The sequence below is a fragment of the Oceaniovalibus sp. ACAM 378 genome, assembly GCF_008085915.1.
Lineage (GTDB): Bacteria > Pseudomonadota > Alphaproteobacteria > Rhodobacterales > Rhodobacteraceae > Oceaniglobus.
Window position 1 is genome coordinate 1 of the sequence record NZ_VSJK01000035.1, and the last position, 19846, is coordinate 19846.

The 19846-nt window shown below is 56.3% G+C and carries 15 protein-coding genes and 3 pseudogenes; 9 read left to right on the plus strand and 9 right to left on the minus strand.

The features are described 5' to 3' along the window. Nucleotides 1-72 precede the first annotated feature (72 nt). From FQ320_RS24005 to FQ320_RS24025, 5 genes and pseudogenes are all read right to left on the minus strand, one after another. Nucleotides 73-522, minus strand: a pseudogene (locus FQ320_RS24005) (ParB/RepB/Spo0J family partition protein); the annotation flags it as partial. Between the two features lie 81 nt (nt 523-603). Beyond that, nucleotides 604-1782, minus strand: a complete 1179-nt coding sequence (locus FQ320_RS24010) for a helix-turn-helix domain-containing protein (protein ID WP_148475810.1) — start codon at nt 1780-1782, stop codon at nt 604-606. A 240-nt stretch (nt 1783-2022) separates the two neighbouring features. After that, entirely contained in the window at nt 2023-2982 is a 960-nt protein-coding gene (gene repB / locus FQ320_RS24015; protein ID WP_148475811.1) for a plasmid partitioning protein RepB, read from the minus strand. Next, nucleotides 2972-4174: a plasmid partitioning protein RepA gene (gene repA, locus FQ320_RS24020; RefSeq protein WP_148475812.1), complete on the minus strand. Its 1203-nt coding sequence runs from the start codon at nt 4172-4174 to the stop codon at nt 2972-2974. The genes repB and repA overlap by 11 nt, the downstream gene beginning before the upstream one ends. Before the next feature lie 440 nt (nt 4175-4614). Continuing rightward, a pseudogene (locus FQ320_RS24025) lies at nt 4615-4860 on the minus strand (recombinase family protein); the annotation flags it as partial. A gap of 158 nt (nt 4861-5018) precedes the next feature. Between FQ320_RS24025 and FQ320_RS24030 the strand changes: the two are divergent. The 7 genes from FQ320_RS24030 to FQ320_RS24060 all read left to right on the plus strand — a co-directional run bounded on the left by FQ320_RS24030 (nt 5019) and on the right by FQ320_RS24060 (nt 13289). Continuing rightward, nucleotides 5019-6629: an ABC transporter substrate-binding protein gene (locus FQ320_RS24030; protein ID WP_222861711.1), complete on the plus strand. Its 1611-nt coding sequence runs from the start codon at nt 5019-5021 to the stop codon at nt 6627-6629. A gap of 62 nt (nt 6630-6691) precedes the next feature. Beyond that, on the plus strand, nt 6692-7663 hold the full coding sequence (locus FQ320_RS24035) for an ABC transporter permease (protein ID WP_148475813.1): 972 nt from the start codon (nt 6692-6694) through the stop codon (nt 7661-7663). Between the two features lie 9 nt (nt 7664-7672). Then, nucleotides 7673-8647 carry an ABC transporter permease gene (locus FQ320_RS24040; RefSeq protein ID WP_148475814.1) on the plus strand — a complete coding sequence of 325 codons (975 nt, stop codon included), beginning with the start codon at nt 7673-7675 and terminating at the stop codon, nt 8645-8647. A gap of 4 nt (nt 8648-8651) precedes the next feature. Then, nucleotides 8652-9854: an amidohydrolase family protein gene (locus FQ320_RS24045; RefSeq protein ID WP_148475815.1), complete on the plus strand. Its 1203-nt coding sequence runs from the start codon at nt 8652-8654 to the stop codon at nt 9852-9854. Next, nucleotides 9851-11344: an amidohydrolase family protein gene (locus FQ320_RS24050; protein WP_148475816.1), complete on the plus strand. Its 1494-nt coding sequence runs from the start codon at nt 9851-9853 to the stop codon at nt 11342-11344. The genes FQ320_RS24045 and FQ320_RS24050 overlap by 4 nt, the downstream gene beginning before the upstream one ends. After that, nucleotides 11341-12321, plus strand: a complete 981-nt coding sequence (locus FQ320_RS24055) for an ABC transporter ATP-binding protein (protein WP_148475817.1) — start codon at nt 11341-11343, stop codon at nt 12319-12321. Before FQ320_RS24050 ends, FQ320_RS24055 begins: the two co-directional genes overlap by 4 nt. Continuing rightward, on the plus strand, nt 12318-13289 hold the full coding sequence (locus FQ320_RS24060; RefSeq protein WP_148475818.1) for an ABC transporter ATP-binding protein: 972 nt from the start codon (nt 12318-12320) through the stop codon (nt 13287-13289). Before FQ320_RS24055 ends, FQ320_RS24060 begins: the two co-directional genes overlap by 4 nt. Before the next feature lie 165 nt (nt 13290-13454). Here FQ320_RS24060 and FQ320_RS24065 read toward each other — a convergent pair whose 3' ends face one another. Then, nucleotides 13455-14093, minus strand: coding sequence for a flavin reductase family protein (locus FQ320_RS24065; protein WP_148475824.1), 639 nt, complete (start codon nt 14091-14093; stop codon nt 13455-13457). A 175-nt stretch (nt 14094-14268) separates the two neighbouring features. Between FQ320_RS24065 and FQ320_RS24070 the strand changes: the two genes are divergently transcribed. Then, on the plus strand, nt 14269-14943 hold the full coding sequence (locus FQ320_RS24070; RefSeq protein ID WP_148475819.1) for a GntR family transcriptional regulator: 675 nt from the start codon (nt 14269-14271) through the stop codon (nt 14941-14943). Nucleotides 14944-15284: 341 nt separating this feature from the next. Here FQ320_RS24070 and FQ320_RS24075 read toward each other — a convergent pair whose 3' ends face one another. From FQ320_RS24075 to FQ320_RS24085, 3 genes are all read right to left on the minus strand, one after another. Beyond that, nucleotides 15285-15995, minus strand: a complete 711-nt coding sequence (locus FQ320_RS24075; protein WP_148475820.1) for a GntR family transcriptional regulator — start codon at nt 15993-15995, stop codon at nt 15285-15287. 154 nt (nt 15996-16149) lie between these two features. Next, nucleotides 16150-16869 carry an aspartate/glutamate racemase family protein gene (locus FQ320_RS24080; protein ID WP_148475821.1) on the minus strand — a complete coding sequence of 240 codons (720 nt, stop codon included), beginning with the start codon at nt 16867-16869 and terminating at the stop codon, nt 16150-16152. Between the two features lie 790 nt (nt 16870-17659). Beyond that, nucleotides 17660-18637, minus strand: coding sequence for an IS5 family transposase (locus FQ320_RS24085; protein WP_148475822.1), 978 nt, complete (start codon nt 18635-18637; stop codon nt 17660-17662). A 138-nt stretch (nt 18638-18775) separates the two neighbouring features. Here FQ320_RS24085 and FQ320_RS24090 point away from each other — a divergent pair. Then, a pseudogene (locus FQ320_RS24090) lies at nt 18776-19451 on the plus strand (IS5 family transposase). The last annotated feature ends 395 nt before the right edge of the window (nt 19452-19846 follow it).

Consider the following 19846-nt stretch of genomic DNA (forward strand, 5'->3'; position numbering starts at 1 on the left):
ACAGTGGTTATGGACATACAACAACGACCGCCCGAATATGGGCATCGGCGGCATTACCCCTGCAATGAAACTGAAAATGGCTGCGTAAGTTCTACGACCACGTCCCGTTAAAAACGGGAGGATTACCAAGGCACGGAACTGGTCCAGCGGGTGGAGGGCAACATGCTGCATGTTCTCGGCAAGAGAGTCGTCCTCGACATTCTCGCCGAGGACGACGTCCCGGACGATGCAGGGAATATGCGTGGTCTTGTTCAAACGCTTCTGCTTCACCAACAGCGACAGTGCCTGGAAGCGTCGCCCGCCGACAGGGATCTCGAACCTGCCAGTTTCGGTACCGTAATTGGCGAGCACCGATCGCACGCTCAGGCTCTGCAGGAACCCACGGCGGGCGATGTCCTTGGTCAGCTCGTCAACGGAAACACGAGCCTTGATGCGCCGTACATTGGACGGGCTCAGGACGAGCTTGTCGAAGGGAATGTCCCGGTAAGAGAACAGAGTGATTTTCTGAGCTGCTTTCGCCATCAGTTCTTCTCCATGACGAGCGTCGGAAGCCACTCTCCCGATCTCACTTTCCGTCAAATCTTTCACAACCACAGTCTTCCTCTAGGCTGATTTAGAAAGTTGGCCATGGCCAACTAAGACATGTTTGGTAGCCGAAATGATTCGAGTTAGGTATGCGTCAGGGTTGGAGATTTGCTCTGCACTGGCTGCAATTTGGTTCTGGGCTATTAGTGTTTTCGCGTAACCTATTGTTGAGATAGCCTTCCTCAGCGTTACCTGTGCTATTCTAAGTACCTTTCCAAACTCGAAGATTATTTGCACCATAGCGCGCTCTGTTCGGGGCGTATTGGGATAGAACTCCGTCAGGATTGTCAGACTGTTCCAAAACTCTGTGTTTGATTCTGGCGTAGTTTTTTTTGTATATGATTTTTGTGGTTCTTTGTGCCGGACATTTTGACCGTCGGTGGCGGGCATTTTGGCTGTATGATCAAGGTTCTGTTGCGGCTGGTATGTGGTGGTGGTTTTAGGTTCAATCGTGGCAACAGGCGATTGGATCCCTTCAACATTAGCCTGATCTACGCCCATGAGAACGTCTGTAAGCTTATCAACGATTGCGCGGGCTTGCATTAGCGTAGTACTGGCGCGGCGCATGATGTTGCGGGTCCCTTCCAAGAATGTACTTACGTCTTCGCCTAAGGGTAGGTTTAGACATTCCATACGCAGCTTCTGGATATACGAGCAAAGACCGCGCAGCTCATCGGCTTCCTGACGACGCTCTTGGGCGAGGGCAACAAGTTCTTCTGCCCGTGTCAAGAGAGGGGAAAGATCAATGCCGAATGCGCCAATAACCTTCCCGCCGCGATGAATTGGGAACCGTTTTCCGTTAGCACTGTCCTTGCGTTGGATAAGCCCAACTTGTTCTAGGCGTTCTAAGTGACGCCTGAGCTGTCGCTCCGTGATCCCCTTTGCTCGAAAGCAAAGCGTATTATTGGACGCGTAGACGGTAAGCAAAGTTAGTGGCGAAATGGGTCTATCGAGACCTGATTTGGAGTCCTTGCAAGGCAGGCAACTCAGCAGAGCGTCAATCACCATAACTGAGGCTGCGCGCAGTCCCAGGCCTTTGGAGACAGTGTTGACCGCGGCCATCAAATCTCGCCTCGTGATCGGCCTGAAAGAGGGTTGTTGCTCGATGCTGCCCATTCCTGCAAAGGCAATGGGCGCCTGCAAGGCACAGTTCTCCTGCGCCTCGACTGCTAAAGTCGCGACCTGTTCCTGTTTCATATGATTTCAGACGGCAAAATGCGACCGGGCACCGAAATCGGTGTTGCAGTGATTCGTTTTTGGGAGTACCAATATAGTGCTAGTAAATCGGGACCCTCTGGAGAGCTTCACCGCCTTCGGGGGGTTTCTTTTTGCGCGCTTGTCTGCCTCCTTGTTGTTTGTTTCTATCTTCTTCCGTAGGTTGGCCGTGGCCAACCTTAACGAAATCAACGGCTTATCGTTCGTGGAGCTGCGCCAGCTTCACGGCATCTTTTTCCACTCGTCGTAGAGTCTCTCTAAGTTAGCCTCGACGAAACCGATGAAACCTCGTTCCTTCTGTTCCGATACCTCGATCATTAGGCGCTTGCCCTTTGCCTTGAACGAGACCGGCCTGTCCTTCAATCTGGACAGTGGATTAGGCGAGGCAGCTTCTGCCGCCAGACCTACAGCCTTTTTGCTCTTGCCTTCAGCGGCCTGAAGCGACTCGATGAGGGCGCTCAGCTTTTCAGTGGGCGTACCATTGTCAGGAACCAACGAGAGCATTTCAGCGTCCGTCACAGCAGTCTCGATCTTGATGAGTCGCCTGAGTTCGAGCCACGGTCGCCGCCCTGCCTCATGAGCGGCGCCAATCGCATAGATCAGCACATCCGGAAGATCGCGCGCTACACTTATCAGTTTGCTGAGGGTTCCCTTGTCGACTGCGAGGACATCTCCGATTTCAGCCCTGGTGAAACCCTGTTCTTCGAGCTTGATTGCGAAGATAGCTTGTTCAATGAAACTTCGCTCGAGGCGAGCGGAGTTTTCTAAGGCTTGAGAGACAAGTGCCTCACGTTGGTCCATTTCCTTGATGTAGGCTTTGACCTTGATCCCGAGCGCCCGACAGGCTGCGATTCTTCGGCGGCCATAGACGACTTCGTAGCGGGGGCCGACTCCACGCCGATACCGAAGCAGGGCAGGGAGCTGTTGTCCAGAAGTCCGGATCGACTCAATCAGGTCGTCAAGTCCCTCTGCCACGTCAAATCTGTCTGCAATTTCGGAATCCGAGATTTCGCTGACATCCACTTCTTGGGCAGCTTGGGCCGAAACTTGCGAGAGCACGTCTGACATGCTTTTCAGCGAACGAGGGGCTCCCTCGCCGGGCTTCTGGTCATTCTCCTCCACAGCCGTAGAAGATTTGGAACCCATTTGCGCTAGGCTTTTGGCAAGTAGATCACGCTTCATTGCTGGCTCCTCGACCCCATGCGGACTGGATCATCATTTCAATATCGTTTGAGAAGCTGATCACGGATTCCAAGGCGCGGTCATAAGTCTTTCGGTTCTTCGAACCGGCAAGATCGACCTCGAAAATTGTCTTCTGAGATAAGCCAGCTTCGCTTACGGCGGATGACTTAACGAATGGGGACTTGATGACACTGTCACCAAGCAACTGCCTGATCCATTCGGCCAAATCTTGCTGCGTACTTATGGCTGTGTCGAACCGGGTCAGAAGATACGCGAAGTTGTCGTAGGTGCCGATCCCTCCGTTGGAATGAAGCACTTCCAAGACACCAGATGCCATTGTTAGAAACTGGCTGGCTGAAGCGAGGTCCACGCGCTCAGGGATAATGGTCATGAGCAGCGAGGTCGATGCGCATACTGCCGACATCGTGAGATAGCCAAGCTGAGGAGGGCAGTCGATCAGGATGACATCGTACTCGTCCTCAACTTGGCGTATCGGATCTCGAATCCGATTGAAAAACACCGGCTGCTCACCACGGCTCAATGCCATAGGGGTCTCGGTTTCAAACTCCGAGAGCATGATCCCTCCAGGAACTAGGTCCAGGTTGGGGAAGTAGGTCTTACGTAGAACGTCGGTGATCGGGACTCGGGATATTTCGCCGTCGTTGTAGCGGATTGCATCATAGAGCGTTCCGCCCTTACGAAAATCGATCTCTGGCTGATATCCGAAAAAGGTTGTGAGCGAAGCTTGCGGATCTGCGTCGATCAGACACACACGATAGCCGCGTAACGCTAGCCTCATGCCAAGCGTTACGGTCGTTGTCGTTTTGCTCGAGCCGCCTTTGAAGTTAACTGTGGACCATATTTGCAATTTGTCGCCCTGACGTCGGCCAGGAAGGAACTGGTAAGGGTCCTTAGCGTTCTGTGACAGAATATTTCGGATCTCGAGAATCTTCTCGGCGGTGTAGAGGCGTTTGTTGTTAGAGCCTTGTTCGACATCGGGGATGCGATCGTCGAAGTGAGCTTTTCGCAGATAGCCATCGCTTACGCGCAACAACTCTGCCACTTCAGCGGTAGTAAAGCTCCGAAGCGTCTTTTCCTCTTTTGGCGCTAGGAAGAGCTTGGACATGTGTTCAAGGGCTTCGGAAAGCCGGTCTGCGTCTGCTCTTAGTTTATCATGCAGCACTGGATGCATTTTGTTCGTCCGCCTCACATCGTCCCATCTGCGTTACTCGATATAGGCTACCCTTGGGAGCACCTGGAAACGCGAAGAACGTATTTCTTCTTCTTTTCACGTTACAGCTATGACGCGAGAAATGGGGAAACTCAAGAAAAAATGTTTGCGACCGTCTTGTGCCGACAGAGGAGGTAACCACCATATGAAGCGCTGATGTTAAGACAACGCATCACGACTTCATGTTAACTCACTGATTTTACTTGTTTCTCTTTTACAAGATTTGTCCTCCGGACAAGATTTCACCCCGGCGAGCGTGAGCAGATGAAGCGTCACGACCAGCTTCAGTAACGCAATTCATGCCCCTCTGACCACTTATAGGTTCTTGAGCGCAGCCCTGATGATTCCTCTATGCAGCCCAAAGTGTGAACGATCTGGTGACTGCTGTATGCCTTATCCCGTTACTTAGAGAGTAAGCCTAGACGTTCGGCGCGCTCCAGCAGCATCTTGACTGAAGACGGTTGCCAACTGGATCGTCCGCGCGGTGTGCGTTCGCGTATGGCTTCCAGCCGGTCGCAAATGGCCTGCAGCGTGATGTCCGGGTCCGCACCCTTAATTGCGGCGACGATTGCAGGGAGGCCGTCGTCGATATAGCGGCGCCCGGCACGGTCGAGCATGCTTTCCGGCAGGAAGCCGTCGCGCAAGTACCGTGGTGCATACATGGGGGTTCGCGAGGGAGCATCAACCATACGGGCGATGCGTCCAGCGCGGCCTGCGCCGGTCTGTGCACTCCAAAAAAAACACATTGCTCTAAAAATGTCTACAAAATGATTGACAAGTTGGGCGGCAATCCGGAGAGTGCTTAATGAACGGCCGTCGTAACGATAATCGGGAGGAATTTGTTATGAGATCCACTCTAAGGACCGGAGTCTGTTTTGGTTTGGCTACTGCTTTTCTTGGGACGTTAGCGAGTGCCGAGACGACGCTTCGATGGGCCGATCCGCTCGATATCTACTCGCTGGACCCATACTCCTACGGCAGCACTTCGAACCTGGCGTTTCTGAATCACATCTATGATGGATTGGTGCGCTATACGCCGGAATTCGAAGTCGTGCCGGCGTTGGCGACGAAGTGGGAGCTGATCGACAACAAGGCTTGGCGTTTTCATCTGCGTCAGGGCGTGAAGTTCCAGAACGGAGCGGAGTTCAACGCCGATGATGTGGTGGCTTCTCTGAATCGGGCAAGCCATCCGAAATCCCCGTTGCGGGGCAATATTCCGTTGTTCGCAGGTGTTACCAAGGTCGACGATTTTACTGTGGATGTCGCGGTAAAATCGCCCAGTACGCTGTTCCTGAACGATATGACCAATATCTTCATGTTCGACGCTGGCTGGCTGGAAGACAATGATGCGCTCGAACCAACCGATGTAAGTGCGCAGATCGAAGGTTTTGCGACCTACAACACCAATGGGACCGGCGCCTTCATCCTCGAAAGCCGGGTGCCGGACAGCAAGACGGTTCTGGTGGTGAATGACGACTGGTGGGACGAAAAGCAGCACAATATCGATCGGATCGAATTCACGCCGATCACCTCCGCCTCGACGCGAACATCTGCACTGCTCTCGGGCGAGATTGACCTGAGCAGCGATGCACCTTTGCAGGATCTGGAGCGGTTGAGCGCACAGCCTAACCTGAAAGTCGTGAAGAGAACCCAGTTGCGCACGATCATGCTTGGAATGCATCGTGAGGAAAAACTGGACGACGGCCGGGATAATTTCTTCAACGATCTGCGTGTGCGGCAGGCCATCGATATGTCAATCGACCGCGAGTTGATCGCCGAGCGGGTGATGCGGGGCCTAGCACGGCCTGCCGGAACTTTGGTTGCACCTGAGATCCCCGGTTTCAGTGAGGAGATCAACGAACTAACGCCCGTCGATGTGGACAAGGCAAAAGCGTTGCTCACCGAGGCCGGAGCGATGGGCGCAGAGTTTACTTTGGTTTGCAGCAACAATGAATATGTGAACAGCGAAGAGGTTTGTTCTGCACTGATCTCGATGTTTTCCAGAATTGGGCTGAAGCCAACACTTGATAGCGGTCCAAGCTCGATTCAGGCGCCAAAGCGCAATTCGGGCAAGACCGACATGTATCTGATGGGATGGGCCAACGAGCCGACGCTTGATGCCTATTCACTACTCATTCAGGTGCTTCATACGAAAGAAGGCGAGGCTGGCGTCGCCAACCGGGGCGGATGGTCCTACCCGGAACTGGATGCAATGGTCGCAGAAGCTGCGCTCGAGCAGGATCGCGAAACGCGATTGGCAATCGAAAACAAGGCGCTGAAACTGGCGCGTGATGAAATCATCATGATGCCGCTGTTTCAGATCCCGATGGCTTGGGCGATGAGCGACAAGGTCACCGAAGTTTCGATTGGCGCTGACAACAAGGCGCGCCATTGGCTGACCCGGATGGCCGAGTAACCTCACCGCGACCGGCCTCAACCCGTGCTTTCGGGTTGAGGCCACTTTTGAAAGGTTGACGAATGCTGGTCTTTATTTTGCAGCGAGTGCTCAATGCCGTAATGGTCATGTTGGCCGTGGCTTTGTTGGCCTTTCTGATCTTCCAGTTTGCAGGAGATCCGGTTGCACAGCTTGCCAATGAACAGATGTCACAGGCTGACCGCGATGCGCTGCGCGAAAGACTGGGGCTTAACGACGGTTTCGTCACGCAATATCTGCGCTTCGTCGTGAATGCAGCTCAGGGTAATTTCGGTATCTCATACCGCAACGGGCAAGAGGTTCTGGGTCTGATCGCAGCGCGTTTTCCTGCGACAATGGAACTCGTTCTGGTCGCCACCGCACTGTCGCTTCTGATTGGGATTCCGCTGGGTGTGCTGACTGCCATCCATCGCGGGCGCTGGTTTTCAGAGGCCTTGCAATTCACATCGATTATCGGCGTTTCGCTGCCATCTTTCGTTGTTGGTATTTTGCTGATCCTGGTTTTTTCGGTGATTTTGGGGATTATGCCGGCCTTCGGAAGGGGCGAGGTCGTCCAGTTGGGCTGGTGGTCGACAGGCCTGTTAACGCCGTCGGGTCGGCTGGCCCTCGTGTTGCCTGCGATTTCGTTGTCGCTTTACCAGATCACGTTGATCATGCGTCTGGTCCGGGCCGAGATGATGGAGGTGATGCGCTCGGATTTTGTCAAGTTCGCGCGGGCAAGAGGCGTTCCGCGCTGGCGTATCCAGTATATTCACGCGCTGAAAAACTGTCTGATGCCGGTGATCACGATGACGGCGATGAACATGGGGGCCTTGATTGCCTTCGCGCTGATCACCGAGACGGTGTTTCAATGGCCGGGCATGGGCATGTTGTTCATCCAGGCAGTAACCTTCATCGATATTCCCGTAATGGCGGCCTATCTGTGCATCATTTCCTTCATTTTCGTCGCGCTGAACACGATTGTTGACATCACCTATGCGGTGATTGATCCGCGTCTGCGCCACGCAACCCGCTGAGGAAGACACATGCCATCTCCCGTCTCCCACGATAGTATTGCTGTTGCCGAACCCGTTTCACCTGTGCCGCTGCCGGGGCGTCTGGCGCGGTTTCGCTCTAGTGATCTGTGGTATTCGTTCACACGCAAACGCTCGGCGATGTTCGCTGCCTTTGCGCTGATCTTCCTGATCGTGACCGCATTTTCGGCCCCTCTGATCGCGCCCCAGAACACCTATGATCCGTCGCAACTAACTCTCTTGAATTCGGAAATTCCGCCGATCTGGGAAGACGGTGGTCAGATGCCCTTTCTACTGGGCACGGATACGCAGGGACGCGATATGCTGTCTGCGATCCTATATGGCTCGCGAGTGTCTATCGTGATCGGGATCGCTTCGGTTATCCTGTCCCTCGGGATCGGGCTCAGTCTGGGTTTGACTGCTGGGTATTTCGGCGGGTTCGTCGACAATATCCTGATGCGCTTTGGCGATGTCCTCCTGTCAATCCCGACCATTCTGATCGCTATTCTAGTCAGCGCGGTGGCAATGCAGGCCTTGCCGCCAGAGTTGCGCGAGGTCGGGGCCGGGGCGGTATTGGTGCTGGCGATTACCCTGTCGGGCTGGGTGCAATATGCCCGGATCGTGCGCGCCCAGACCATCGTAGAGCGCCGGAAAGAGTATGTGCAGGCCGCCCGATTGTTGAAGGTGCCGGCCCGCCGCATCATGGTGAACCACATTCTCCCGAACACTCTGACACCGATCATGGTGGCCGCCACACTGAACTTTGGAATGGCCATCCTGACCGAGGCGACACTTTCCTTTCTGGGCATTGGAATGCCGCCGAGCCAGCCGAGCCTTGGCACGTTGATCCGCTTTGGAAATCAATTCCTGTTTTCAGGAGTTTGGTGGGTGGTGGTCTTCCCGGTGGTGCAGCTTTGTCTGCTGGTCGTATCCGTAAACGTACTGGGCGACTGGCTGCGCGATGCGCTGAATCCCAAACTGAGGTAATTAAATGTCTAAGCTGTTGATCCGCAATCTGCGCCCCATGGCAGGCGAGGCATGTGACCTTTTGATAGAGGACGGACGGATTGCCCGCATCGGCAAGGGTCTGGACGCCAGCGGGACGGCTGTGGAAGATGCCGGCGGCGCTATCGCTATTCCCGGTCTGATCGAGGCGCATACCCATCTCGACAAGACCCTGTGGGGGATGCCCTGGTACGCAGGGCGCAAGGGCGGCGTGCTGCAAGATCTCATCGACAACGAGCGGAACGAGCGTATTCCTTTGGGGCTGGACGTACATCGCCAGTCCATGCGCCACGCCCTGCGACTGATCGAAAACGGCACCAGCCATATTCGCAGCCATGTCGATATCGACACAGACCACGGATTGATCCTGCTGGAAGGGAAACTCCGCACGCGAGAGGCTCTGGCGGGGTTGGTCGACATCCAGATCGTCGCCTTCCCGCAGTCCGGGCTAATGGTACGGCCCGGAACATATGAACTCATGGACGAGGCGCTTTCGGCCGGTGCCGATATTGTCGGCGGGCTGGACCCGTCGTCCATTGATCGCGACCCCAAGGCCTCGCTGGATGCGACCTTCGCGCTGGCGGTCAAACACGGCAAGCCCATCGACATTCATCTGCATGAACCGGGCGAATTGGGTGCTTTCACGCTTGAGATGATCATGGAGCGGACGCGGGCTGAGGGACTTCAGGGCATGGTCGGCGTGTCACATGGGTTCTGTCTGGGAATGCCAGATCAGGCGCGAGTCGCGTCATTGATCGATCAGGTTGCAGAGCTGGACATTCGCATATTCTCCAATGGATCGCCGAAAGCCACCTGCCCGTCATTGCAGGCGCTGCGGGCCGCGGGCGTGAAGGTCGGGATCGGGTGCGATGGTATCCGCGATACCTGGGGGCCCTGGGGTCAGCCCGACATGCTGCACCGCGCGCGGATTGTCGGGATGAAAAACAGCATGCGCCGCGACGACGAATTGGAGCTGCTGCTCGACACGGCATCAAGCGGCGGTGCGGCGGCGATTGGCGTGGACGGTCATGCGCTGGAAATCGGTGCAATGGCGGATCTGACGCTGGTGGCGGGGGAAACACTGGCACATGCAGTTGTCGAGGAAGCGCCACGTCCAATGGTCATCAAGGGCGGCAAGGTAGTCGCCCGCGCTGGCAAGCTTTGCGTTGAAGGGGTGGTGGCGCCATGACTGGACTTTCAGAACTGAAACTTGGCGAGCGTCCCAACGGGCGCACGGCGCTGACCGCGGATTGGGTGCTGGGTCATGCCGATGGCGGCCACCGGCTTATCCGCAAGGGTGAAGTGGTGATGGAGGGCGGTAAAATCCTGTTCGTCGGCCAAAGGTTCGACGGCGAGGTTGCCCGCCGGATCGATATGGGGCCCTCGCTGATTTCACCGGGTCTGATCGACTTAGACGCGCTTTCCGATCTGGACACGACGATCCTTGGTGTCGACCATCACCCGGCCTGGGCCAAGGGGCGGGTCTGGCCGCGCTCTTACGTCGAACGTGGTCCTTATGAGATGTATACGCCCGAAGAGTTGGCGTTCCAGAAACGCTATGCCTTCGCGCAGCTTCTGTTGAACGGGATCACCACCGCCGCGCCCATTGCATCGCTTTTCTATCGTGAATGGGGTGAGACAGCGGCCGAGTTCACCGCAGCCGCCGATGCGGCAGGAGAATTGGGTCTGCGGGTATTCCTTTCGCCCGCCTATCGTTCGGGCGGCATGGTCCTCGAGGCTCCCGACAGGATGGTGCCGGTCTTTGACGAGGAGCGCGGGTTGCAGGGACTGGCCGATGCGGTGGCCTTTATCGAAGCGCAGGATGGCCGCTTTGACGGGCTGGTTCGCGGGATGCTGGCACCGGACCGGGTCGAGACCTGCACAGAAACCCTTTTGCGCCGCACCGACGATGCGGCCCGCGATCTGGGATGCAAGTTCCGCCTGCATATGGCGCAGGGCACGATGGAGCTTGATGTGGTTCAACACCTGCATGGCAAGACCGCTCCGGGCTGGCTTGCCGGAATGGGATTGCTCAGTGACAGGGTTATCGCCCCACATGCAACGGTGGCGACTGCCGATGATCTGAAGCTATACGTCGAAAACGATGTCAGCATTATTCATTGCCCGCTGGTTCCGGCGCGGGGCAGGGGGTCTGTGCTGCGCTCTTTCCGGTCGGTCCGCGAAATGGGCATCAATATTGCCATGGGCACCGATACGACACCGCCGGATATGCTGCTGAACCTGTTGGTCGGGCTGATTGCCGCGCGAATGGCCGAGGATGGGCCGGAAGGCGCCACCTCTGCCGATATGTGGGACGCGGCGACGTTGGGCGGGGCAAAGGCTCTAGGACGCAGCGATCTGGGGCGACTGGCGGCTGGGCTGCCCGCCGATATCGCGGTGTTCGGTTTGGATGATCCGATCATGACACCCGCCATTGATCCGATCACGACGCTGGTTGCGGGCGGGTCGGGCAAGGTCACGCGGGCGGTGTTCGTCGATGGCCGGCTTTCGATGCGGGACGGTCAGGTGGCTGGAATGGACATGGTTGCGGCTCAGGCCCAGGCTCAGACACAATTCGACGGACTCGTTGCGAAATATCCCGAACGCAGCTGGGATCATCCGCCGCTGAGCGATCTGTTTCCGCCGAGCTATCCACTGCTGAAGGACACTGTGACATGAGCGAATCCGCCATCCTGGATGTAAGATCACTGCGGGTCGAGTTTCCGGGGCGGCATGGGACCGTGACCGCGCTGGACGACATATCCCTGTCGATTGAACCCGGAGAGATACTGGGTGTCGTCGGTGAATCCGGTGCCGGGAAAAGCATGACCGGATTGGCCGTGCAAGGCTTGTTGGAGCCGCCGGGATATGTCGCGGGCGGCGAGGTCTGGCTTGCCGGGCGGCGCATTGATCAGCTTTCGGATCGGGAGATGGAAAAGGTGCGGGGCGCAGAGATCGGCGCGATCTTTCAGGACCCGCTGACCTCGCTTAACCCGTTGTTTTCCGTGGGCCAACAGTTGACGGAAACGATCCGGCTGCATTTGGACATGGGTCGGGCAGACGCGCGCCGGCGCGCAATAGAATTGTTGAAGGAAGTCGGAATTCCTGCGCCCGAAGTGCGGGTCGACCACTTCCCGCACCAATTTTCTGGCGGTATGCGCCAACGGGTTGTTATTGCGCTGGCCCTGGCGGGGCAGCCGAAACTGATCATCGCTGATGAGCCGACGACTGCGCTCGATGTCTCCATTCAGGCCCAGATCACGGCACTGCTCCGGAGTCTTTGCGACGACCATGGAACCGCCGTGATGCTCGTCACACATGACATGGGCGTTATTGCAGAAACGGCCGACCGGGTGGCGGTGATGTATGCCGGGCGGCTGGTCGAGATCGGGCTGGTGGCCGATGTGATCGCGCGTCCGCAGCATCCTTATACGGTTGGGCTGATGGGCTCGATCCCCGAACTCGGGGCGCGCGTGCCGATGTTGGCGCAGATTGACGGCTCCATGCCGAGACTTGATGCCATTCCGTCCGGCTGCGCCTTTAATCCGCGGTGCCCGCATGTGATGGCGCGATGCCGGACCGATCGTCCCGAAATGATCGCCAGAGGGACAGGCGCCAGTGCCTGCTGGCTTAACGCCACGGAGGATGCCGCATGATCGCCCTGACTGTCACCGACCTGACCCGAGAATTCGACGTATCGCCTCCTTGGTTGAACCGGGTGATTGAACGCAAGCCACGCTCTATGCTGCGAGCAGTCGATGATATCACCTTCGAGGTGCCTTTGGGGGCATGCCTCAGCCTTGTGGGGGAATCCGGTTGCGGTAAATCCACGGTCGCGCGTCTGGTCACCGGGCTTTACGAGCCGACCAAGGGCGAGATCGCATTTTCCAATGGAAAAACCGGCGAGCGTCTGTCCGCCCAAATGATCTTTCAGGATCCCTATGCCAGCCTGAACCCGCGCTGGCGGGTGTTTGACATCATTGCGGAACCCTTGCGGGAATTCTCGCTCCGCAAGGGTATGGCGGAGATTGCAGATCGCGTGGCAGAACTGCTGACAACCGTTGGCCTTTCAGCAACCGATGGACGCAAGTTCCCGCATGAATTTTCCGGCGGACAGCGGCAGCGCATTTCCATTGCACGCGCACTTGCCGGAGAGCCGGAATTTCTGGTTTGTGATGAGCCGACCTCGGCGCTGGATGTGTCGGTGCAGGCGCAGATCTTGAACCTGATGCGGCGGCTGCAGGATGAAATGGGGCTGACGTATCTTTTCATCAGCCACGACATGAGCGTCGTGCGCCATATGTCGGACCAGATTGCGGTGATGTATCTGGGTAGGATCGTCGAACAGGCGGCGACAGAGACGTTGTTTGCTGAACCGAAACACCCCTATACCCGCATGTTGCTGGAGACCATTCCGAACGTTCGTGACCCGCAGAGGCGGCGTACGGTTCAGGCGGGCGAAGTGCCAAGTCCGATGAACCCGCCCTCGGGCTGCACCTTTCATCCCCGCTGCCCTTTGGCCGATGAGCGGTGCAAGTTGGAACGTCCTGCGATGTTACGACAGCCCGACGGAGGACGCGTCGCCTGTCACCGCGTCGCCGAGGCGATGGCAGAGCCGGCCTGACCAAGGCGTCATGCGGCAGATTGGGTGGTGGCTTTGGCCCCGCTCATCCGTCCCGGTGCGGCTTCCCTCCTCCTAGGCGAGAATGCACTGTCTCCAGGCGCATCAGCCAAAGAGCTTTGTCGCCTAAGCGGTTAAATTGGAAACTGGCATCAGAAGCCGCAATATTCAGGTGCCGCTTTTGGCAAGACGTTCGTACACAGATGCAAGGCCGGGAGAGGACATTTCAAACTGCCGATCCGAGGTGACGTAATTGTCGGCATGGAGACGGGCGATTGGCTGATAAGTCTCGGGGTTTACATATCGGCCGGCCGAATCCAGGCATTCGCGCCGAACATGCATTTGCAAAACTTCGCCTAAGACAATAACGCGACGATCATAATCAACCAGCCGATCCACCCGACATTCCATTGCGCAGGGAGACTCGGCAATGCGGCGCGGTGCGATCTGCGAAGAGGGCAGGCTCGTAAGGCCCGCCAATGCGATCTCGTCCACTTCCGGCCCGACCCCCAGACCACAGACAAGCATCCCTTCGGCCAAGGCCATATCGACCATATTGACGACGAATTCCCCGCTCTTGCGGATGTTGCACACGGTGTCCTTTTCCACGCCGTCCGGGCGGGTCTGGATACCAAGGATCACGATGGCCGGATCGTGCGAGAATACATTAAAGAAGCTCATGGGAGCCGCGTTGTTCTGCCCCTCCGGTGACAAAGTCGAAACCAGAGCGATCGGACGCGGGCCGATGAAGTTTGTCAGCAGCCTGTAGCGATCCTGTGCCTCGAGCTCGGCAAAGTTGAATTGCATGGTTTTTCCTTGATGTTGCGGGGTGATCAACAGCATAAGGCAGTGACCGAAGGATATAAGAATACTAAATTATCCCTTTGTATTGACACGAATGTCAACAATTATGTAGTCAAGATAGGCGTGTGTATCGCGTTTATGCAGCCGAACTCGGACCAGAGCAGCAGAGGAGTGCAAAATGGAAAAGCGCAAGCCTGACGTCGCTCAGATCTGTCAGACCATTTGGCAGTCGATTGTCGAGAAAAAGCTTCGGCCCGGCACTCGGTTGAAAGAAGAACAACTTTCAGAGGTATTCGGGGTCAGTCGGGCGCGAGTACGGCAGGTACTGGCCGTTTTGCAAAGAGATGGTTTGGTATCGATCATCCCAAACCGCGGAGCTTTTGTGTCAGAGCCGGATGCGGACGAGGCTCGCGATGTTTTTTATCTTCGCACAAAGATAGAAGAGCGTGTTGTTGAACGTCTTGTCGAACGGATTTCCGAGCAGGATATCAATCGTCTTGAAGGGCATTTGAAAAAAGAGCTGGCCGCACAAGCCAAGGGCGACAGACTGGCTTCAGTAAAGTTGTCAGGTGAATTTCACATGCTTCTCGCGACTCTTGCAGAGTCGACACTTCTTCACGGTATTTTACAAGCTTTGGTCGTCCGCAGTTCGCTTGTTACGGTTATGTATCGGCGGGAAGAAATGCATGATTGTGGACCGGATGAACACAGAGAACTGATTGATATAATTCGATCCGGCGATAAAAAAGGCGCGCTTCAGTGTATGCAAACGCATTTAAAGCACATCGAGGACGAGTTGGATCTCAGCCAGAACGATGTAAGTTCGCGGGACCTTTGGCAGGTCTTCAAATAGTGGTTGCGAAACGGTAAAATGCCCGCATAGGGCCGATGAAGGTGGGTTAGCCTGCACAGGAATATGATCACATCCAGCTTTGTGCGGTCAACATCCCGGACTTGGTTGCAACCGGATAAGCGTCGGCTGCGGGCGCGGGTTGCTGATAGCCGATGTCGCGCAGCCGCGGCGCACGATTTGGGGGGCATTCTTCTCAATTCCCTCCATGACCTCAGCGTCGGGCTTGATCCCGCCGAAATACAGGCGGTGCTACTGCCAGGCAGATCCAGAAGTAGGAGCCGCCTCAAATCAGACCAAGTTGCAGTGCCGCTGGTGAAATCAGCCCGATCCCAGAGCCCGCCTCAGAGGTATGGCAAAAGAATATCTGTCAGATCCCGCTCGATGCGCGGGTTCTGACCAATCCTGGCACGTTGAAAAACATGCTGCATATGATCGACGATCGCGATTGCAGCAGCTTCTGGATCGCGCTTGCGCAAGGCTGCGAGAACCAAGGCATGTTCATCGACGCTGCATTCGGTTTCCTGTCCCGTACTGTGTTGCACAAGGATTAGTGACGTTCGCGAAATCAGCGTTTTGAGGAAGCCGGCGAGCACCTGATTGCCAGCCATCTCGGCCGCAATCAGGTGGAAATTCCCCGATAGGAGAATCGCCTCGGCATGATTGCGCACACCATCCGCGCGATGCTCCAGCTCAAGATGTTTTTCGAGTGTGACGATCTGACGGTCAGTTATCCGCGCAGCAAGTTTTGAGAACACCTCGCGCTCGATAGCGTTTCTTGCTTCGAAAACCTGGCGGGCTTCTTCGGGTGTCGTGCTAGCAACAAAAGCGCCACGATTGGGCCGGAATTCGACAAGCGCCTCGGTATGCAGCCGATTCAGAGCCGCCCGGACGATCGTGCGGCTGACCTGAAACAACGAGCCGATGGTTTCTTCGCGAAGCTTTGTTCCTGGCGCCAATTCCTGCGCGAGGATGGCCTGAAACAGTGCCTTATAGATCGAGTCAATGCGCGAGCCGCCTTTCTCGTCTTCTTGGTCAATGGCAGCGTTCGTCATTGGCGGTGTCCGGTCAATTGGTACAACTCGATCAGGTTTTGTGCCCGAAACAGTCTTAGGTCAATCCAATATGGCAGAGAACAGAATGCGATAATTGAACTCCTACGATAAAGTTTTCGCTAAGTCTGCCTGCTTGTTGTGAGGTCGAGATCCATCAAACCGGGCGAGAAAGGGCATTGTTCAGGGATGGAGAGAGGCCGATTGTATAGCCGCCCATGTCGTCGGGCAAGGTCGGCTGGCCCAGCCGGGCAAGCCCAATCGCCTTGCGCACGGCTGCGCGATGCGGATCGAGAATCGGTACGGTGCAGGCCTCGATTATGCGCGGTAGCGACGGAATCAGCCCCGCTCCGCCCAGCACGACCCGGCTTGCCCCGGATGCTCTGGCCTGTTCGGATAATGATTCTGCAATAACCGACGGTTCCCCGTCAGGATCCCCAATGGAAAACACGCCGGAAACGCGCGACGTCAGATCCAGTCGCCGCACCAGTTCGATGAGCATTTCGCACCAGACTTCACCGCGTGTGGCGATCAAAAACGATCCCTCTTCGGAGGCCGCAGCAAGAATTCCGGCTTCGGCAAAGCCCACGACAGGCAGGCCGGTCATTTCCTTGAGCGCCGCGAGGCCCGGATCGCCGAAACAGGCGATGAGGATTGCATCCGGTTTCTCGCCCTCGGAAATCGCCTGCGCGGCAGTATCGAGCACGGCATGGGCCGCGATCGCTACTGCAGCGCGTGACGAGATATAGCGAAATCCAAAGCTGGCGGTAACGGTACGAACATCTATCGCGGAACCAGCCTCATCACGAACCAGCGCATCCACATGTTCAGAAACCTGCGCCGTCGTGTTGGGATTGATGACAAGCAGATGCGGCATCGAAGTTTCCTATCCCTAGAGCTGAAATCTGTCAGAACCGAGCGCTTTGCCATAGAAATAAGCTGCGCGCTGATTGCTGCATAGCTACGAATACCTCATCAATATATATGTATCATATTATTTGTCAATTTGTATTATAAAAAGTACAAGAGCTGGATGCTCCCTGCCAAGGATCGCTGTTCCTCGTCGTTTGTCACACTAGGTCGATGCGCCTGGGTCTCGGTACCGCGCAAGTAAAAAGTCGGATCGACCGTGTCATCGCAGTAGGTTGAAGCTTGTGTTGGCATCCAGAATATTCCCAGTGCGACGTTGTTTCGCAGTGGGATTTTGCGATGAGAAAGAAACCTTTATGTATACAGTGGTGAGAGGAGCCAACACAAAATTACATGATCTGCCCCAAGGTAGACCCAGGTCAGATGGACGAACTGGTTGTTTTGAATCCATGTCTAACGCCCTAAATCAGGACTGATCCGTCGCAAGTTGATCGGGTCCACTGCCGCCGCAGCCATTGCTGTCTGATTTACCATGCGTTTCGGACTTGGCATGGCAACCGTCGCGGCTTTGTCAAGTTGTTGACGCGCGCCCAAACCTTTGGGTGATCTCGGCAATCAGGCCGTCAGGGCATCGTCAAGTTGCGGGGGACGCACGTGGCGGTAGGTTTTCTTATGACCAAACCCAAGCAATCTGGTGCCTTCTTAGACCACCGTTTACCACCTGAAATTATTGCATATGCTGGGTCGTGTTGCACGGATCGACCCCAATTCGGAACGCGCCCTACCCGAGATGGAATTCAGGCGGTGCGTTCGAAACCGGGGCGACCAAGTCCGGTCATCCGGTTCAGCACGCGGACACCAATCCTGGCCTCTGTTTTCTGGTTCTCTAAGCTGCGCGCCTTTAGCTTCGGCCCGATGACGGCCTTCCAACGACCCATCAAAGTTTCGCCTCGACTGCGCTGATTGTAGCCCGATGTCTTCTGCCAAGCTATGCGTCCGTACGCTTTAATTTCGGTAATTTGGCGATCGCGGATCGTCGGATTCCGGGCGGCGTCCGAGCTCAGCATCGCGTTTTTGGGTGGTGGGATCGCAATCTCAATTCCTTCGCCAAAGCGCTCGAGCAGAAGATCGCACGTTGGGTCGCCGTCGTAGGCACCATCCGCTAGAAACAGGTCGGCGGGGCCATCATTTTGATCCAACAGACCTGGCAGCGCGGTGGAATCTCCGACGCCATCGGTGGTCAAATCGGAGCAGACGATCTCGCCGCTGACAAGATCGAGACCGAGGTGCAGCTTGCGCCAGGACCGCCGTTTGCGCTTGGTTTTATGCTTCTCCTCTAGCCACTCGCCCGCATCGTGGATCTTCAACCCGGTGCTATCCACGACCAACTGGATTCCCGCTTGGCCATTGGCCTGCGGCTGAACGCGCAATGTCAGGCCGTTGCCCCGGCGCGACAAGGTGGAAAAACTGGGCACCGCGATTTCGACCCCCAGCAGCTTGGCAATCGAACACATCAAGCCTTGGGTCTGGCGCAGCGGCTGCCGGAACACCATGCCCAGGGTCAGGCAGGTCTCAATCGCCAGATCTGAATAGACAGGCTGTCCACCTGGCTTCGTCCTGCGCGGTGCCGACCACAAAGCCAGCGCCTCTTCGCTAATCCAAACCGTCAGATCCCCTCGCCGCCGCAAGCTTTCGTTGTACTCAGCCCAATTCGTCACCCTATGCTTCTGCTTGGGGATCTTGTCACGGCGGTCAGCGTTGAACTTGTGCGGCATCTACAGCATCCTGAACGGAAAAGACCGCACCCGATATCAGCTGAGCGGGGAGCCATGCAACAAGGCCCCTATATGGGGTAATTTTTGATTTAAGATTGAAAACAGAGGCGCTCTTGAACAGACGAACCTTGGGCGTGGATCGAAGCCCTTCTTCCTTGCAAGAAAGGAGACTGGGGATGGTCCGGAACCGATAACCGGCTCTTTGTGGACGCCATTCTCTGGCCGGCCAGAGCTGCAACACCGTCGCAAGATTTGCCACCAGAGCGTGGCAACTGGCAAACGACCCATTCGCGGTTCCGATGTTGGACGATAGCAGGCGTTTGGGAAAGCCTTTTCAAAGCTTTGAGTGCGGTAACGGATTTTGAATATGTTCTGGTGGATGCGACCATCAGCCAGGCGCACGCCGATGCAAGCGGTCAAAAGGGGGGGGCTGAAGCTCACGCTATCGGCTGCTCCGAAGGCGGTCTGACCACGAAATCAACGCTGCGGTCGATGCCCTTGGTCTTCCGATCCGCTTTGTCATCACGCCCGGCCACTGTGGTGATTGCCCGCAGGCGCGTGGCCTGATCGAAGGGCTTTCAGGCATCAGCCATGTGATGGCCGACGCGGCCTACGATGCTGACCACATGCGCCGTTTCATTATCCATGATCTTGTGGCAGAGCCGCGGATCAAGCAAAATCCGACGCGCTCAACCACACAACCGATCGACTGGATGCTCTACAAGGAACGCCACTTCGTCGAGTGTTTCTTAATAAGATCCAACGGTTTCGTAGAATTGCGCTGAGGGGCGAGAAGTCTGTCTCAACCTTCTGACCCTTTGTCGCACTCGCTTGCGCAATGGTTTGCTTCGCTTAAATGCAGGCGCTGCCTAAAGCATCCTGGCAACCGCCAGCTATATGACAAGCGCGGCGGGCCCGATGCTGGCGCACGCCTATCCAGACATTACCCCGCTTCCAAAATGGAAATATTTTACGCTGCCCTTTGGCTCACTTTAGCTTTGCCGTTGCTATGCAGAAGCTAAACCTTTCACCAGCGCCCGCCTGCGTATGACCCTCACAGGCGGTGTCAGCAAACCGTGTTAGTTCCGGCTTTGTTCTTTCTCGTCAGGTGTGTATGCTCTGAGGCTCCCGGCATCTCAGGAGTCCCGCCATGCCCCGCTTCTATCCCGCCGAGTTCGGTCGATTTCTCGCCCGCCTGACGCCGCACGA

What these genes read in the sequence shown, in the direction of transcription:
- FQ320_RS24010 (WP_148475810.1), bottom strand. Translation starts at nt 1,782, where the DNA reads ATGAAACAGGAACAGGTCGCGACTTTAGCAGTCGAGGCGCAGGAGAAC.
- repB (WP_148475811.1), bottom strand. Translation starts at nt 2,982, where the DNA reads ATGAAGCGTGATCTACTTGCCAAAAGCCTAGCGCAAATGGGTTCCAAA.
- repA (WP_148475812.1), bottom strand. Translation starts at nt 4,174, where the DNA reads ATGCATCCAGTGCTGCATGATAAACTAAGAGCAGACGCAGACCGGCTT.
- FQ320_RS24030 (WP_222861711.1), top strand. Translation starts at nt 5,019, where the DNA reads ATGAACGGCCGTCGTAACGATAATCGGGAGGAATTTGTTATGAGATCC.
- FQ320_RS24035 (WP_148475813.1), top strand. Translation starts at nt 6,692, where the DNA reads ATGCTGGTCTTTATTTTGCAGCGAGTGCTCAATGCCGTAATGGTCATG.
- FQ320_RS24040 (WP_148475814.1), top strand. Translation starts at nt 7,673, where the DNA reads ATGCCATCTCCCGTCTCCCACGATAGTATTGCTGTTGCCGAACCCGTT.
- FQ320_RS24045 (WP_148475815.1), top strand. Translation starts at nt 8,652, where the DNA reads ATGTCTAAGCTGTTGATCCGCAATCTGCGCCCCATGGCAGGCGAGGCA.
- FQ320_RS24050 (WP_148475816.1), top strand. Translation starts at nt 9,851, where the DNA reads ATGACTGGACTTTCAGAACTGAAACTTGGCGAGCGTCCCAACGGGCGC.
- FQ320_RS24055 (WP_148475817.1), top strand. Translation starts at nt 11,341, where the DNA reads ATGAGCGAATCCGCCATCCTGGATGTAAGATCACTGCGGGTCGAGTTT.
- FQ320_RS24060 (WP_148475818.1), top strand. Translation starts at nt 12,318, where the DNA reads ATGATCGCCCTGACTGTCACCGACCTGACCCGAGAATTCGACGTATCG.
- FQ320_RS24065 (WP_148475824.1), bottom strand. Translation starts at nt 14,093, where the DNA reads ATGCAATTCAACTTTGCCGAGCTCGAGGCACAGGATCGCTACAGGCTG.
- FQ320_RS24070 (WP_148475819.1), top strand. Translation starts at nt 14,269, where the DNA reads ATGGAAAAGCGCAAGCCTGACGTCGCTCAGATCTGTCAGACCATTTGG.
- FQ320_RS24075 (WP_148475820.1), bottom strand. Translation starts at nt 15,995, where the DNA reads ATGACGAACGCTGCCATTGACCAAGAAGACGAGAAAGGCGGCTCGCGC.
- FQ320_RS24080 (WP_148475821.1), bottom strand. Translation starts at nt 16,869, where the DNA reads ATGCCGCATCTGCTTGTCATCAATCCCAACACGACGGCGCAGGTTTCT.
- FQ320_RS24085 (WP_148475822.1), bottom strand. Translation starts at nt 18,637, where the DNA reads ATGCCGCACAAGTTCAACGCTGACCGCCGTGACAAGATCCCCAAGCAG.